Origin of the sequence: Puia sp. (genome assembly GCF_036500295.1) — a bacterium.
In the GTDB taxonomy this organism is placed as follows: Bacteria; Bacteroidota; Bacteroidia; order Chitinophagales; family Chitinophagaceae; genus Puia.
In genome coordinates this window covers 1-15,723 of the sequence record NZ_DASYCH010000071.1, presented here as the reverse complement: position 1 = coordinate 15,723, position 15,723 = coordinate 1, and the positions used below count along the sequence as shown (strand labels likewise).

General features: G+C 57.7%; 14 protein-coding genes. 9 read left to right on the top strand and 5 right to left on the bottom strand.

Going from position 1 to position 15,723, the window contains the following annotated elements; all coding sequences use genetic code 11:
- Window positions 1-17 precede the first annotated feature (17 nt).
- A complete protein-coding gene (locus tag VGM48_RS14430; protein ID WP_331580268.1) occupies window positions 18-1,649 on the top strand; it encodes a carboxylesterase/lipase family protein in 1,632 nt (543 codons plus the stop codon).
- A gap of 48 nt (window positions 1,650-1,697) precedes the next feature.
- Here the strand turns inward: VGM48_RS14430 and purE are convergent, their stop codons facing one another.
- On the bottom strand, window positions 1,698-2,216 hold the full coding sequence (purE, locus tag VGM48_RS14425; RefSeq protein ID WP_331580266.1) for a 5-(carboxyamino)imidazole ribonucleotide mutase: 519 nt from the start codon (window positions 2,214-2,216) through the stop codon (window positions 1,698-1,700).
- 24 nt (window positions 2,217-2,240) lie between these two features.
- Window positions 2,241-3,452, bottom strand: coding sequence for a 5-(carboxyamino)imidazole ribonucleotide synthase (locus tag VGM48_RS14420; protein ID WP_331580264.1), 1,212 nt, complete (start codon window positions 3,450-3,452; stop codon window positions 2,241-2,243).
- A 379-nt stretch (window positions 3,453-3,831) separates the two neighbouring features.
- Between VGM48_RS14420 and hppD the strand changes: the two genes are divergently transcribed.
- Both hppD and VGM48_RS14410 read left to right on the top strand, forming a co-directional pair.
- Window positions 3,832-4,965: a 4-hydroxyphenylpyruvate dioxygenase gene (gene hppD / locus VGM48_RS14415; RefSeq protein WP_331580262.1), complete on the top strand. Its 1,134-nt coding sequence runs from the start codon at window positions 3,832-3,834 to the stop codon at window positions 4,963-4,965.
- 267 nt (window positions 4,966-5,232) lie between these two features.
- A complete protein-coding gene (locus tag VGM48_RS14410; RefSeq protein ID WP_331580260.1) occupies window positions 5,233-6,321 on the top strand; it encodes a L,D-transpeptidase family protein in 1,089 nt (362 codons plus the stop codon).
- A 16-nt stretch (window positions 6,322-6,337) separates the two neighbouring features.
- Here VGM48_RS14410 and VGM48_RS14405 read toward each other — a convergent pair whose 3' ends face one another.
- The gene (locus tag VGM48_RS14405) at window positions 6,338-7,600 is read right to left on the bottom strand and encodes an aspartate kinase (RefSeq protein WP_331580258.1); all 1,263 of its coding nucleotides are present in this window, start codon (window positions 7,598-7,600) and stop codon (window positions 6,338-6,340) included.
- Window positions 7,601-7,657: 57 nt separating this feature from the next.
- Between VGM48_RS14405 and fbp the strand changes: the two genes are divergently transcribed.
- A complete protein-coding gene (fbp, locus tag VGM48_RS14400) occupies window positions 7,658-8,668 on the top strand; it encodes a class 1 fructose-bisphosphatase (protein WP_331580256.1) in 1,011 nt (336 codons plus the stop codon).
- 117 nt (window positions 8,669-8,785) lie between these two features.
- Here the strand turns inward: fbp and VGM48_RS14395 are convergent, their stop codons facing one another.
- Window positions 8,786-9,466 (bottom strand): GNAT family N-acetyltransferase, encoded by a 681-nt coding sequence (locus tag VGM48_RS14395; RefSeq protein WP_331580255.1) that lies wholly within the window; start codon window positions 9,464-9,466, stop codon window positions 8,786-8,788.
- Between the two features lie 68 nt (window positions 9,467-9,534).
- Between VGM48_RS14395 and VGM48_RS14390 the strand changes: the two genes are divergently transcribed.
- The 5 genes from VGM48_RS14390 to VGM48_RS14370 all read left to right on the top strand — a co-directional run bounded on the left by VGM48_RS14390 (window position 9,535) and on the right by VGM48_RS14370 (window position 14,693).
- Window positions 9,535-10,140, top strand: coding sequence for a CAP domain-containing protein (locus VGM48_RS14390; RefSeq protein ID WP_331580253.1), 606 nt, complete (start codon window positions 9,535-9,537; stop codon window positions 10,138-10,140).
- Between the two features lie 14 nt (window positions 10,141-10,154).
- Window positions 10,155-10,919 (top strand): ABC transporter ATP-binding protein, encoded by a 765-nt coding sequence (locus VGM48_RS14385; RefSeq protein ID WP_331580251.1) that lies wholly within the window; start codon window positions 10,155-10,157, stop codon window positions 10,917-10,919.
- Window positions 10,920-10,935: 16 nt separating this feature from the next.
- Window positions 10,936-11,472: a YfiT family bacillithiol transferase gene (locus VGM48_RS14380; protein ID WP_331580249.1), complete on the top strand. Its 537-nt coding sequence runs from the start codon at window positions 10,936-10,938 to the stop codon at window positions 11,470-11,472.
- A 56-nt stretch (window positions 11,473-11,528) separates the two neighbouring features.
- Window positions 11,529-12,086: an NUDIX hydrolase gene (locus VGM48_RS14375; RefSeq protein WP_331580247.1), complete on the top strand. Its 558-nt coding sequence runs from the start codon at window positions 11,529-11,531 to the stop codon at window positions 12,084-12,086.
- Window positions 12,087-12,260: 174 nt separating this feature from the next.
- Window positions 12,261-14,693: an ABC transporter permease gene (locus tag VGM48_RS14370; protein WP_331580246.1), complete on the top strand. Its 2,433-nt coding sequence runs from the start codon at window positions 12,261-12,263 to the stop codon at window positions 14,691-14,693.
- Between the two features lie 28 nt (window positions 14,694-14,721).
- Here VGM48_RS14370 and VGM48_RS14365 read toward each other — a convergent pair.
- A partial coding sequence (locus tag VGM48_RS14365) for a bifunctional folylpolyglutamate synthase/dihydrofolate synthase (protein WP_331580244.1) occupies window positions 14,722-15,723 on the bottom strand: 1,002 nt, incomplete at its 5' end.

Sequence of the window (15,723 nt, the reverse complement as noted above, 5' to 3'; positions counted from 1 at the left end):
CACCAAATATCCCGCACATGAGACGGCTTGCATTGGTTTCCCTCACCCTGCTGTGTACAGCAGCCTATCTTTCGTCTCCCGCTCAACCCTCCGCCGCGCAAACTCCCCCGGCGCAGTCGTCTCCCGCGCAAACTGCCGCGCCGTCTTCCGGAACGCAGTCGTCCGCGTCGCAAACCGCGCCGTCCCCCCGCGTAAAAGTCTCCGGCGGCATCCTCGAAGGCCTCACCGAACCAAGCGGCGTCCGCTCCTATAAAGGGATCCCCTTCGCAGCCCCGCCCATCGGCAACCTCCGCTGGCGCGAACCCCATCCCGCCGCAAGCTGGACCGGCGTCCGTAAAGCCGACCACTTCGCCGCAAAAGCCATGCAACTCCCGATCTACAGCGACATGCAATTCCGCGCCTCCGGCACCAGCGAAGACTGTCTCTATCTCAACGTCTGGCAACCCCTCGAAACCGGAAAGCAACTCCTTCCCGTCCTCGTATACTTTTATGGCGGCGGCTATGTCGCCGGCGACGGCTCCGAATACCGCTATGACGGCGAAAGCATGGCGACAAAGGGCATCGTCACCATTACCGTCAACTATCGTCTCGGCATCTTCGGCTTCTTCAGCCATCCCGAACTGACAAAAGAATCCCCCCATCACGCCTCCGGCAACTACGGCCTCCTCGACCAGGCCGCGGCCATAAAATGGGTGCAGGAAAATAGTAGGGCCTTCGGCGGCGATCCGCAGAAGATCACCATCGCCGGTGAATCCGCCGGCTCCACTTCCGTCTCCGCGCAGATGGCTTCCCCCTTGTCCCGCAAGCTCATCGCCGGCGCGATAGGGGAGAGCGGCTCCCTCCTCGGAACCCTTACCCCCATTCCCCTCGCCAGGGCCGAAGAGAACGGTGAAGCATTCGCAAAAAGCGCAGGCGTCAGCAACCTCGCCGGCCTCCGCGCCATGACGCCGGAGCAGATCTTCGATATCCTGAAAAAAGAGAAAAACTTTCGTTTCTCCGTCGACGTCGACGGCTACTTCTTTCCAAAAAGTCCCTATGCCATCTTCTCCGCCGGCGAGCAGGCGCATGTTCCGCTCCTGGCCGGATGGAACGCCGAAGAAGGCAACTATCGCTCTATTATCGGCGCCGACGCACAGCCCACCCGCGCAGGTTTCGAAAGCGGCGTCAGAAGACTGTATGGCCCCGCCGCCGACTCTATCCTCGAAGTGTATAATCCCGCCGGCGATGGCGATGTCCCCGCCGTCGGCAACGACCTCGCATCCGATCGGTTCATCGCCTTCAGCACCTGGAAGTGGACCGATCTGCAAATAAAAACCGGTGGAGGAAAACCCGTGTATCGGTATCACTATGAACGCGCCCGTCCCGGCGCCGCCGCATCGCATTCCGCGGAGATCGAATATGCGCTGGGCAACCTTCCCACCAACAAAGTCTATAACTGGACCCCCGACGACTACAAGGTCTCGGCGACCATGCAGGGCTTCTTCGCCAACTTCGTAAAAACCGGCAACCCCAATGGCCCCGGCCTCCCCGAATGGCCCGCGGCCAACAACGCCGGCACGCCCGTCATGCACATCGACGTCGATAGCAAGGCGCGTCCCGAAGTACACCGCGACCGGTATCTCTTACTCGACAGCCGCGTCGGCTGGTGATAAAATTCTCAAATTCATCCGCGTGCAAAATCGCTCATTGGCGGCAGCCTATACATCAAACCCATTCCCCCATCCCGATTCCTTCAGCTTATCCACCTTCGCCAACACCTCCTGCTCCAGCAGCTTCTTGTAAGCGGTTACCTTCGCACTGACGAGCGGATCGAAGGCCCCGAGGATCTCCGCCGCCAGGATCCCCGCATTCTTTCCCCCGTTCAATGCAACCGTCGCCACCGGCACCCCGCCCGGCATCTGCAGGATCGAAAGGATCGAATCCCAGCCGTCGATCGAGTTGGCTGACTTCACCGGCACGCCGATCACCGGCAACGCCGTCAACGCAGCCACCATCCCCGGCAAATGCGCAGCCCCGCCGGCCCCGGCAATAATAACCTTCAGCCCCCGGTCCGCAGCCTGGACGGCATATTGCACCATCCGCAGCGGCGTCCGATGCGCCGAAACCACCGTCAATTCAAAGGGAATTCCAAACTCTTCCAGCATGTCGCCAGCCGGCTTCATCACCTGCAGATCGCTGTCGCTGCCCATTATAATACCTATCAAAGGATTGCTCATAATATTTTTTTTTGGCGTTCCCCTCTACCGTCCCCCGGACGTCAACGCCCTCGCATCCCTCGCCTCCTCCTCACTCCTCGTCACCGCATCCGCCGCCAACTGCGCCGCCGCCGCCTTATTGATCACCTTCATCGTGTTCTTGATCTTATGCGCCTTATAGATAAGGTCCTGCTTCTCCCGGCTGATGATCGTCACATGCCCCATCTTCCGCCCCGGCTTCGTCTCCTTCTTGCCATAGATATGCACAAACACATTATCCATCTGCAACACCTCCTCCAACCCCTCATAATGTACCTCCCCCTCACAACCCGCCGCACCGATCAGATTGACGATCGCCGCAGGAAGTATCGCCTCGGTATTCCCCAGCGGATAACCCAGGATGACCCTCCACAGCATATCAAACTGTGAACTGTAATTCCCCTCGATCGTATGATGCCCGCTATTGTGAACCCGCGGCGCCGTTTCATTCACATATACCTCACCCCCCTTCGTCACCAGCAACTCCACCGCAAAGATCCCCGGACTCTTCAGCTCCTTGACCGCCCGCAGCGAAATAGCCTCCACCTTCCACATCAGGTTCTGCGGCAACTCCGCCGGCGCGATCTGATAGTCCAGCAGGTTCAGCCGCTGATCGAAGACCATATCCACCGGCGGATAGATCGCCGTCTCCCCCTTCTCACCGATCGCAATGATCTGCGCGATCTCCTTGTCGATGACGATCATCTTCTCCAACACCCCCGGCTGATCAAATCCCTTCTCGATGTCTTCCTTCGTCCGGATCATCTGCACCCCCTTGCCATCGTACCCTCCCTGTCCAATCTTATGCACCGCCGGAAGCAGATCCTGCCTTCCCCTCACTCCATCCAGATTTTGCGTCACGATATACTCCGCCGTCGGAATACTATGCTCCGTGTAATACTGTTTTTGCGTGATCTTATTCTTGATCGTCCGCAACGCCGAAGTCCGCGGATACACCTTCACCCCCTCCGCCTCCAATCGCTCCAACGCCTCCTCATTGACCGACTCGATCTCGATCGTCAGCGCATCCAACCCCTTCCCAAACCGGTAGACGTCATCAAAATTGCGGATATCACCCTTAACAAACGTGTGACACAGATGTCCCGCCGGGCATTCCTCATCGTTCTCCATCACAAACGTCTCCACAGGGTAGTTGGCCGCTGCCTGCAATAACATCCTTCCTAACTGGCCTCCGCCTAAGATACCTACCTTTAACATGGGTCATCCGTTTGTTGAAAATCGAAGATAGACAAAACTCGTTTCCCAATTCCGAAAACCCAGCGTCCCATCGTAAAAACCCTCGACCCGACCGGAAAAATACGGTTTTGGTCCCGCCCCCCGGGGCCCCGTCCAAAAAACCGCAAGGTTCATCCACCCCCATTGACAATTGTCAAAATAAAGATTACCTTTAGTTGCAATAATCATGCGCCCGGATTACTCGCATAAAATTTTCGGAGACAAGCGATTGCGTTACTTCTTCCAAATGGAGGCACTGACCCGTACCCGTTCCTGAACACCCATACCCCCACGCTCTTTACCCCGATCCGCCCAAGGACCTTATCCTCCATTACTTAAATCACCTAAATTCGTTCTCACCATGTCTATCGCCCCCGCTTCAGACATTCGCAAACCGGCCGCCGCCGCGGACTTCCTGCCCCTTCAGGGTACCGATTATGTCGAATTTTATGTAGGCAACGCCAAACAGGCCGCACACTTCTACAAGACCGCATTCGGATTCCAGTCCCTCGCATATAGCGGCCCTGAAACCGGCAACAAGGAAAAGGTCAGCTATGTCGTCCGCCAGAACAAACTCACCTTCGTATTCACCACCGCCCTGCGGCCCGAACACCCCATCGCCGAACACACCCACCTCCATGGAGACGGCATCAAGGTCATCGCCCTGCGCGTCGACGACGCCGCCGGCGCCTGGCGCGAAACCACCTCGCGAGGCGGCACAAGCTATATGGAACCGATCTCCATCGCCGACAAATGGGGCGACGTCACCCTCAGCGGGATCCACACCTACGGCGAGACCGTCCACCTTTTTATCGAACGCAATAACTACCGCGGCGCCTTCATGCCCGGCTTCCGCGAATGGCCTTCGAATTACAACCCGCCATCCACCGGCCTGCTCTATGTCGATCATTGCGTCGGCAACGTCGGCTGGAACCAGATGAACCCCTGGGTCGGCTTCTACGAGAACGTCATGGGCTTCAGCAACATCCTCTCCTTCGACGATAAGGACATCTCCACCGAATACTCGGCCCTCATGAGCAAGGTCATGAGCAACGGCAACGGATTCGTAAAATTCCCCATCAACGAACCCGCCGAAGGAAAGAAAAAATCCCAGGTCGAAGAATACCTCGAATTCTATAAAGGAGAAGGCGTCCAGCACGTCGCGCTCGCCACCGCCGATATCATCGATACCGTGACCCAGCTGCGCGACCGCGGCGTCGAATTCCTCCAGGTCCCCCCCAGCTACTATGAAGAACTGCTCGGCAGGGTAGGGGCGATAGACGAAGATCTCCAACCACTCAGGCAGCTCGGCATCCTCGTCGACCGGGATGAGGAAGGGTACCTGTTGCAAATTTTCACCAAACCCGTGGAAGACCGGCCCACCGTCTTCTTCGAGATCATCCAGCGCAAGGGCGCAAAAAGCTTTGGAAAAGGAAATTTCAAGGCGCTCTTCGAAGCCATCGAACGCGAACAATCCGCAAGGGGAAACCTATAGGCCCGCTGGGTAACAACCGCAGAACACCCGCGGCAAACCCGTATACGACTACCAAAAAATCGTTATTGTCACCTGCCATACTATAAAATATGGCAGGTTTTTTGTTTCTTGCAAGTACCCTATTGTATGTATGTAAAAAATCACTTCGTCGCACTACTGTTGATAGTTCTCGCAGGTTTGTTCCCGGCTGGCCCGCTTGACGCCCAAAATTCCGCCTCCCAGATTCATTTTATTGATTACCAGCGGTCTATTCCGAAAATCGGCGACATGCTCCGCCGCAAGGAAGACACCCTGATGAAACAGTTCAAAGAGAAAGGTCTCGCCTGGCCCGCCCGATTTATATATATCCGCAGCTTCAAATATGATAGCCAGCTGGAAGTCTGGATAAAGAATACAAAAGAACAACGGTATAAGCTCTTCAAGACCTATAAGATCTGCGCCCTCGCCGGAACCCTCGGCCCGAAGCGGATGGCCGGCGACTTCCAGGTGCCGGAAGGATTTTACTACATCAACGAATTCAACCCGCGCAGCGAATATCATCTGTCGCTTGGCCTCAATTATCCCAATGCGTCGGATCGCATCCTCAGCGACTCGCTGCAACCCGGAAAGGATATCTATATCCATGGAAGTTGCGTGACGACAGGCTGCATACCCATTACGGACACCCAGATTGAAGAACTGTATATTCTCGCTGCCCACGCCAAAGACCTGGGCGAGGACTTTATCCCGGTGCATATCTTCCCGGTCAACTTCAACAACAACCGCAGCGTTGAATACCTCAACAAATACCTGCAAACCTTCTCGGAATATACGCCCTTCGCCAAAAGCATGCGCAACGCTTTTTACTATTTCGAAAAATACCGCGAAGTGCCCTTTGTCATGGTCAATGGAAAAGGGGAATATGTCACCGAAGAGGTGGCCCCCGCCGAAGCCCTGGTAAAGATCCCCAATGTCGAGCCCGTGCTGACAGCATCCCCCGCGACGGTCCGGACGCATGTGTCCACCCGCCCCGTTCGCGTCAACCCGATCCCTGAGGAAGCCCTCGCGCATTCGGTGGATCATCTCCCGGTGTATCCCGGCGGCAACGATGCGTTCCAGGTCTTTCTGAATAAGTTAGGGAAAGACGAAGTAAAAGATCTCGACCAGGGGCAGACAAAGGCCTTTATCATGGTCGAATACGTCATCGACTCGGTCGGCAAACCCGTTTATGCCAGGGTCATCCGCGGCGGCAACGACGGCCTCAATACAAAGATCGAAGACGCCTTCCTCGGCATGCCGCAATGGTCTCCCGCCGCCCACTCCGGCGTCCGCGTCCCCATCCGCCTCAAACAAACGGTGATGATCGGGATTAATTAGTCGGCCACCAAAGCCGTCAGTGCATCAGGATCTGCACCGTCTCCATCGTCTGCTGTCTCAGCACTTCCTTTCGTCCCGTCGTCAGCCGCCCCAGCACCGCCGCATCATAATGCCGGATCGTCAGCAGCGTCAATCCGCGTTCCACTACGACGTCAAAAAGATCGGCCGCCGCCAGCGCCAGCCGCTCGACCTTCGCCGGCCGGTCATCCAGGCAAACCTGGATACTCACCGCTCCACTCTGGATCAGGTTCGGCTTCACCCGCACCTGCCCGAAAAGCGCATACAGCCCCGCCGTTCCCGTCTCGCCGACAAAAGAAAAGTCTTTCGAATGCAGTTGCACCAGCACCTGCTCGGGCTTCAGCACGATGATAGGCGGCAGCCCCTTCAACGATTTATTATGGATCACCGTCCCCGGCAGCGAAGCATCCAAAAAGCATTTGACAAACAGCGGGATGCCCTTGTTCTGAAGCGGCTTGATCGTCTTCGGATGGATCACCTGGGCCCCGTAATAGGCCATCTCGATCACCTCGTCATAGTTCAGCTCGCTGATCAGCCGGGCATCGGGGAATTGTTTGGGGTCGGCGTTCATCACCCCCTCCACGTCCTTCCAGATCGTCAGGCCTTCCGCGTCCAGCAGGTTGGCAAAAACCGCCGCCGTGTAGTCACTCCCTTCCCGGCCAAGCGTCGTGCTCTCGTTGTCCGAGGTCGCGCCGATGAACCCCTGGGTCAGGACCAGGTCGTCCTCACCAAACAACGGCAATAGTTCCTCGCGCACCTTGCGGCCCGTCACGTCCCAGTCGATGGCCGCATCGCGGAAATTGGCGTCCGTCCTGATAATATCTCTGACGTCGATCCATTGATTCCCGATACCCGACTCGGCCAGGTACGCACTCATAATCGACGTGGACAGCAGTTCCCCCACACAGACCACCTGGTCATAGTAATAGTCGAAATCCCGTACGGGCTTGTCGTGAAGCAGCCACTCCACCTCCGTGAAAAAGTCTTTCAGCTGGGCCTCGGCCGCCAGATAGTTCTTCACCAGCAGGTACTTCGCCGTCGTCAGGTGTTGCTCCCTGATCTGTGCAAACAGCTGCAGCGCCTCCTCGCGATGACCGGAGTAAAACGCCTCCGCCACCTTCTCCAGGGCATTGGTCGTTTTGCCCATCGCCGAGATCACCACCAGCATCTTTTCCCCGGCAAACTGCCGGAGGATGACCGGGACCTGCCGGATGCGATCCACGCTGTTCACGCTGGCCCCGCCAAACTTAAAAATAATCATGGCGCAAATATAAACTTCCCCCCTTACTTTTGTCAGGTAAAAATCGCCCGCCCATTTATGAATGTCAATAGAAAAGTACTCACCCTCGACGAATTTACCCTCCAGCAGCTGCGCAACTTCCCCAACGCAACGGGCGAACTCAGCAACCTCCTCCGGGACATCGGCCTTGCTGCCAAACGGATAAATGTCGAGGTCAACAAAGCCGGCCTCGTGGACATCCTCGGCGACGCCGGTACCGTCAACGTCCAGGGCGAAGATGTGAAGAAGCTCGACATCTATGCCAATGACCAGTTCATGGGCGTTCTCCGGCATGGCATCAGCTGCGCCGGCATCGGCAGCGAAGAACTCGACGACAGCGTCATCTTCGACGACGAGATCAGCAACAACTCCAAATACGTTTGCCTTTTCGACCCCCTCGACGGCAGCGGCAATATCGACGTCAACGTGTCGATCGGCACCATCTTCGGCGTTTACCGCCGCACCAGCGAAAAGGGGAAGCCCTGCACAAAGGCCGATTTCCTCCAGCCCGGCCGTAACCAGGTGGCCGCAGGTTATATCGTCTATGGGTCGTCGACGATGATGGTCTATGCCACCCGCCGCGGCGTCAACGGCTTCACCCTCGATCCCTCCATCGGCGAGTTCACCCTCAGCCATCCCAATATCAAATGCCCCGAGAGCGGCAAGATCTACTCGGTCAATCACGGCAACTTCTTCCAGTTTGACGCAAAGGTGCAGGCCTATATCGATGCCTGCCAGAAGCGGAATAAAGATAACGGGGGGCCATATACGCAGCGCTACATCGGCAGCATGGTCTCCGATGTCCATCGCAATCTCATCAAGGGTGGTATTTTCATGTATCCCGGCACGACCAACCGCCCCGGCGGCAAACTGCGGCTGTTGTATGAGTGCAACCCCTTCGCCTTCATCGCCGAGGTCGCCGGCGGCAAGGCTACCGACGGCCGGCAACGCATCCTCGACATCCAGCCGACCACCCTGCACCAGCGCAGCCCCTTCTTCATCGGCAGCCGCCTGATGATGGAAGAGCTGGAAGGCTATCTCAGCCGCTAACCGCAGCGCCCGCAGAATGTCTCCGCCGCTGATGGAAAAGCCCGCAGAATGTCTCACCCGCTGATGGAAAAGCCCGGAGAATGTCTCACCCGCTGATGGAAAAGCCCGCAGAATGGCTTATCCGCTGATCTTTTTTATCCGCCAGAACGAAATATCGCGCCGGTGCCGGAACCCGAGATGCTCGTAGAGCCGCAGCGCCCGCTCATTGGCCTTCGATACGTGCAGAAAGGATCTGACCCCCGCTGCCGCCTGCCGGTTGCAAACCCTCGCCATCAGCTGCTGCGCATACCCGCGACCGGTATATCCCGGCAGCGTGCAGACCGCGCTGATCTCGCTAAAGCCGCTGATCCGTATCCGTTCGCCCGCCATGGCGACAAGTTTTCCTTCCTTGCGGAGCCCGTAATAATTTCCCAGCTGACGCGTATCGGGATGATAGTAGCCCGGTTGCACCCCCGTGATCAGCCGGTACATCTCCTCCTTGTCTTCTTCCCGCAGCGTGATCAGCTCCTCCGTGATGGGGGGTAGCGCCCGGAGATCCTCCGGCGCAAGCAACTGGGCACAGGGTAACTCGAATTCCAGTGTCCAGTTCTCCGGCAGCCGCGGCAGGCGGCCGACGATATAAAAATTCTCGCCCGTGGTGATAAACGGGTCCACCAGCAACGCCTCTGCTTCCAGCGCAAACCCCACAAAGGGCAATACCTCGGGTTTGTATCTTTTGGCTCTGTCGGTGCCAAGTGCAAAGCCGGCCTGTGCCGTATTCAAGGCCGACCACACGGGATTGTCTAAGACGCTTTCCATAGTAGTAATGTCAGATTAGCTTTGTAAAGCTATGGGGTTTCTGGCACCATTTTGGCATTTTTTGGGATATGTTGTCCACCCGGATATTATTTTTATTTGTTCTGTTGGCCGTTACGCTGTATGCCGCGCCGGCGCCATCAAATGCCCCTTCCATCACGATCGGCGCCCTCGCCCGGGCCACCCACCTGCCTTCCACCGCCACCCGTTCCTCGTCCGTCGTACAGCCGTCCCCGGTCCCCGCCACCCGTTCCTCGTCCGTCGTACAGCCGTCCCCGGTCCCCGCAACCCGCCCCCCGGCGGCCTCCATGTCCACCGAGATCCTCCGCCTCGTCAACCAACACCGCCGCGCCATCGGCCGCCCCCCGCTGCAACCCAATTCTTTTATCTCCTCCGTAGCCCTGGGGCATAGCCGCGATATGCTGTCGGGACGATCCCCCTTCGGGCATGACGGCTTCCACGACCGCATCGACCGCATCCGCAAAAAGCTCGGCCCCCTCCATATCGCCGCCGAGAATGTCGCCTCCGGCCCCATGTCCGCACACGAGGTCGTCGACGGCTGGCTCCATAGCCCCGGCCACCGCCGCAATATCGAAGGCGACTTCCGCCTCACCGGCATCGGCCTCGCCTTCGGCCGCAATGGGAACATCTTCTTTACCCAGATCTTTGCCAAATAGCGTAACTTGCGACTATGGCAAAGACCATCATTTCTGTTAAGGATCTCACAAAAAAATATGGCGACTTCGAGGCGGTGAAAGGCATCAGCTTCGACGTGGCGGAAGGTGAGATCTTCGGCTTACTGGGACCCAACGGCGCCGGGAAATCCACTTCCCTGGAGATCATCGAAACACTCCGCGACAAAACCAGCGGCAAGGTGACGGTGGACGGCTTCGACCTTGACAAAGACCCCGGCGAAATAAAGAAGATCATCGGCGTGCAGCTGCAGACCTCCGGCTACTATCCCGGCCTCAACCTGACCGAACTCATCCAGCTCTTCGGCGGCCTCTATAACCGGACGGTTCACCCGCTCGAAGTCCTCGACCGCGTCAACCTCCGAGACAAGGCAAAGGCTAAGTTCAAGGAACTCAGCGGCGGCCAGAAACAGCGCTTCTCCATCGCGACCACCCTCATCAACCAGCCGCGGATCATCTTCCTCGACGAACCGACCACGGGCCTCGACCCCCAGGCGCGTCGAAACCTTTGGCAACTGATAAAAGAGATTCGCGCCAAAGGCACGACCGTCATCATCACGACCCACTATATGGACGAAGCGGAGATCCTCTGCGACCGCGTCGCGATCATCGACTCGGGAAAGATCATTGCCCTGGAATCGCCCGACCGGCTGATCGACAACCTCGTGGCCGCCGGTTTCGAACGCCCCAGGGAGGTCAAAAAGGCCAACCTGGAAGATGTATTCATCCAGCTCACCGGGCACGACCTGCGAGCGGAACACTAAAATCAAGCATTCCGATATGAGCACAACCACTACAGATCTGCGTTATCCCGTCGGGCAGTATGAACCGAAGCCTTACTCCGAACACCAGAAACAGGCATGGCTCAACGATATCCGGTTCCTTCCCCAGTCCCTGGAGAATTCCATCCTCAATCTCGACGAAGCCCAATTGCTCACCCCCTACCGGGATGGCGGCTGGACCGTGCAGCAGCTGGTGCATCATGTCGCGGACAGCCACATGAATGCCTATTGCCGCTTCCGCCTGGGCCTGACCGAGAACAAACCCGCCATCCGCCCCTACGATGAAAAGTCCTGGGCCCTGCTCAAGGATGTGCAGATCATCCCGATCAACGTCTCCATCACGCTGCTTTACGCCTTGCACACGCGGTGGTATGCGACCATCAGCGACCTGACGCTCGCGGAATGGGAACGCGAGGTCTATCACCCCGAAGCCGATAAGGTCATGACGCTCTGGTTCCTGCTGGGCATGTACGCCTGGCACAGCCGCCATCACGTCGCCCATATAACCAGCCTGCGGGAACGAAATAACTGGTAAGCGCCCGCTGCGCCAATGTCCCGCATAAGCGCGGGCGCCTCAAACAAAAACTCCCGATGAAAGATCTCAGCTGGAAAACGCTCTCCTCCGAATACCTCTTTAAAGATACCTGGTTCACGCTTCGCAGCGACACCTGCGAAACCCGCGATGGGCGGATCATCAAACCCTATTACGTCTACGAATTCCCCACCTGGGTCATCGCCGTCGCCCTCACCGCCGACGGCAAGTTCATTCTCGAACGCCAGTACCGTCATGCCCTCGGCGTCACCAATCTCGAACTCCCCGGCGGCTGTGTCGACCCCACCGACCCCACCCTCGAGTCGGCCCTGCGCCGCGAACTCGCCGAAGAAACCGGCTACTCCTTCGACACCGTCGAATATATCGGCAAAACCTCCGCCAACCCCTCCACCAACAACAACTGGGCGCATTTCTATCTCGCCACCGGCGGCAGGAAAGAGCAGGAGCAGCACCTCGACTTCAACGAAGAGATCGAGGTCTATCTGTACAGCGCTGACGAACTAAAGCAACTCCTCCGCGAAAACGGCATCGTCCAAAGCATGCACGTCACCGCCCTGCTCTACGCCCTTACCCGCCTCGGCCTCCTTCAGTGGTAACGCCCCGGCCCATCTGCCCCCCAAACAATCCCCCAAGGCACTGACCCTGAAAAAACAATCCCCCCAAACCCGCTCCCCCAAAAAAATTACCCTTCCAAGCGCCGCCTAAAAAAATAAACGAAATATTTCGTACTTAAACGAAAACATTCGTAGATTGGCCCCAAAACCAATTCTATGCTCCGGCACTATATCCGCATCGCGATCCGCAGTCTGTCCAAACAAAAAGTCCTTTCGATCATCAACGTCTCCGGTCTCTCCATCGGCCTCGCCTGCTTCAGTCTCATCCTCTTTTTCGCCATCAGCGAATTCAGCTTCGATAAATTCAACGCCAACGCCGACCGCATCTATCGCCTGACCACCCGCTATACCCGCGATGACGGCCAGGACCTGGCCACCGCTGAAGTCAACGTCGCACTCGTGCCGGCGATGAAAAAGGCCTTCCCCGACATAGCGGAAGCCGTACGCGTTTCTCAGGGTGATAAGAAATTCATGCGGGGCAACAACGGCATCACGCAGATCGGGATGGTTTTTGCCGATGACGGGTTCTTTAACGTCTTCTCTTTTCCTCTCCTCGCCGGCAATCCCGGGCAGGCACTGAAGGACCCATACTCCGTGGTCATCACCCGCAGCAAGGCCAAACAACTCTTTGCAACCGAAGACGCCGTTGGCAAAATACTCCCCATAAAGACGGACAGCGGTTTTCACCCCTTCACCGTCTCGGCCGTCGCCGAGGATATCCCCTTCAACAGCAGCATCTCCTTCGACGTATTGGGAAGCTATCAATATCTCGAAAAAACGGATACCACACGTCTCAACTCCTCCGCCAACTGGCACATGATCTTCGGCGACCAGGCCTTCGTCCTCCTGCGGCCCGGCAGCCGCCTGCCCCGGCAAAGCCAAAGCCTCGCGGAGTTCCGCCGCCAGCATTTTCCAGAAGAGAACCAGGACTATCGCAAGGCAAAAAAGGTAGCAGCGCGTTATGTCCTGCAGCCCCTGCTCAACATGCATACGGATGTCACCGTGAAAGACGGTGAAAACACCACCGACCCAAAGAATATCTGGATCCTGATCGGCATCGCCACCGGCATCCTCGTCATCGCATCCATCAATTTTACCACCCTGGCCATCGCCCGCAGTGCAGGCCGGGCAAGGGAAGTGGGGGTTCGGAAGGTCTTTGGCGGCTTCCGTCGTCAGTTGATAGGGCAGTTCCTCACCGAATCGGTATTGCTCAGCATTCTCTCGACTCTCATCGGCTGCGGCCTGGCCCTGATCCTGTTACCCTGGTTCAGCCAGCTGGCCGGCCGGCATCTCGAACTCTCGCTCCGGCTCTTTCCGCAGTTTGGCTGGATGTTGACCGGGCTCACCCTGCTGGTCGGGCTGCTCGCCGGTTTCTATCCCGCGCTGGTCCTCTCGGGCTTTAATACCGTGGAAGTGCTGAAGGCAAAGATCAAACTGGGCGGCTCCAATCTGTTTACAAAAAGTCTGGTCACGGTTCAATTCGTGTTATCCATCGGCCTGATCATCGCCACCGCCGTCATGATCCGGCAGGTGAATTTCATGCGGAACCGGGATCTGGGGTTGATAAAGGAGAATACCGTGATGATCCATGCGGACGAGATCGGTGCAAACGCCGCCTACCCCTTGTTCCGGGAGACGCTGGCCGGCGACCGGGCCATCATGGGCATCGCCGCCTCTGAGCTGGGGCTTGGCGAAGGCCAGGGATATATGGGCGGGGGATATGATTTCAATGGAAAAAAGAAAAGCGTGATCGAATACCCCGTCGACGAACATTTTTTACCGGTGATGGGCATGCGCCTGATCGCCGGCCGCAACTTCAACAGCGCGATCACATCCGATACCGTGGGAAATGTCATCGTCAACGAGACGCTTGCGCGGGAGGACCTGGGCGTGGCGCCACAGCAGGCCATCGGTCAGCAGCTGAAAACAATGGCCCGGCCGGGACGGCCGCAACAGTATAAGACCATCATTGGGGTGGTCCGGGACTTTAATTTCGAACGCCTGAACAAAAAAGTCCGCCCCCAGTTATTCTCCATGCCCGCCAGTTTCAATCCATCGGTCTTCTTCATCCACCTTCGCGCCGGCGACCCCTCTGCCGTGCTGAACAAAATGGCCACCGCCTGGCGGCGGATAAACCCGGAGATTCCTTTTCGTTATAACTTCCTCGACGAGCAATTGGATCGCTTTTACAGATCCGAGACCCGCTGGGGGAATATCATCGCCTGCGCCGGCGGCATCTCTATCTTCCTGGCCTGTCTGGGATTGTTCGGGCTGGCTGCGCTCTCGGCCACCAACCGGCTAAAGGAGATCGGTATCCGCCGGATCCTCGGGGCGTCCACCGCCACCATCGTCGGCCTGCTGACCGGCGGATTCCTGCGTCTCGTGGGAGTCGCGGCTGTCATTGCCACGCCCATCGCCTGGATGATCATGAATAAATGGCTGCGGGATTTCGCCTATCGCATCGAGGTGGGGTGGTGGGTCTTTGCCGTCACCGCCTTCGCCGCATTGGCAATCTCCTTCCTCACCATCGGCATCCAGGCCTGGCGGGCGGCAAGGGTCAACCCCGTCGACAACCTCCGCGTGGAGTAGAACCTGTTTCCGTGTGGAATAGCGCCTGTCAAACTTCTGCCACGACGAACACGCTGCCGCAGACGATCACAAGGTCGCGCGGCCGGGCATGTCCCCGTGCCGCGGCAACCGCCTCGGCGACGGTAGGGTAGGCATGTCCTCGTAACCCGACGGCGCTAGCCTGAGCCGCCAGTTCCTCTTCCGGCAACGCCCGAGGGATCTGCGCCCGCGTAAAATAGTAGGTCGCCTGCCGCGGGAGTATGCTCAACACGGTGTCTATGGCCTTGTCCTTTACCATGCCCAGGACGATATGCAGTTCTTCGTGGTCTGTCACCTCGATCTGTCGGAGCAGCTGGCGGATGCCGTCTTCGTTGTGCGCGACATCCAGTACTACGTCGGGATGCTCATGGATCACTTCCCAGCGGCCATGGAGTCCTGTTAGCTTTTTCACTTTTGTCAGTGCCCGGGCCACCGTCTTGTGATCCAGTTTCCAGCCTTTGCCGGACAGTAGTGTGACTGCTTCAAGCACCGTCACGAGATTCTTCGTCTGATAGATCCCTGCGAGGTCAAGGGTATAGAAGGTCACATCGTTCGCCACCGGCGAGGTCGTCACCTCGGCCACGAGGGTATGCCGCTGATATTTCCAGTCCGTGACATAGCGTTGTTGGTCGGCAAAGCGGATGGGCGCCTCCTCTTCATGGGCGCGCTGTTGGAAGATGGGGGCGGTCTCGGGATGATGTTCGCCGATGACCACCGGGATCCCTTTTTTGATGATCCCCGCCTTTTCGAAGGCGATGGCCGAAAGGGTATTTCCCAGCAGGTTCATATGATCCATGCCGATATTGGTGATGACCGATAGTTCGGGGATGATGATATTGGTGCTGTCGAGCCGGCCGCCAAGCCCCACTTCTACGATGGCGATATCCACCTGCTGCGCAGCGAAGTAGTCGAAGGCCATGACCACGGTCATCTCGAAAAAGGAGGGGTCCATCTGGTCCGACACCGCGCGGATGCGCCGCACAAAGTCCACCACGAATGATTCGTGGATCAT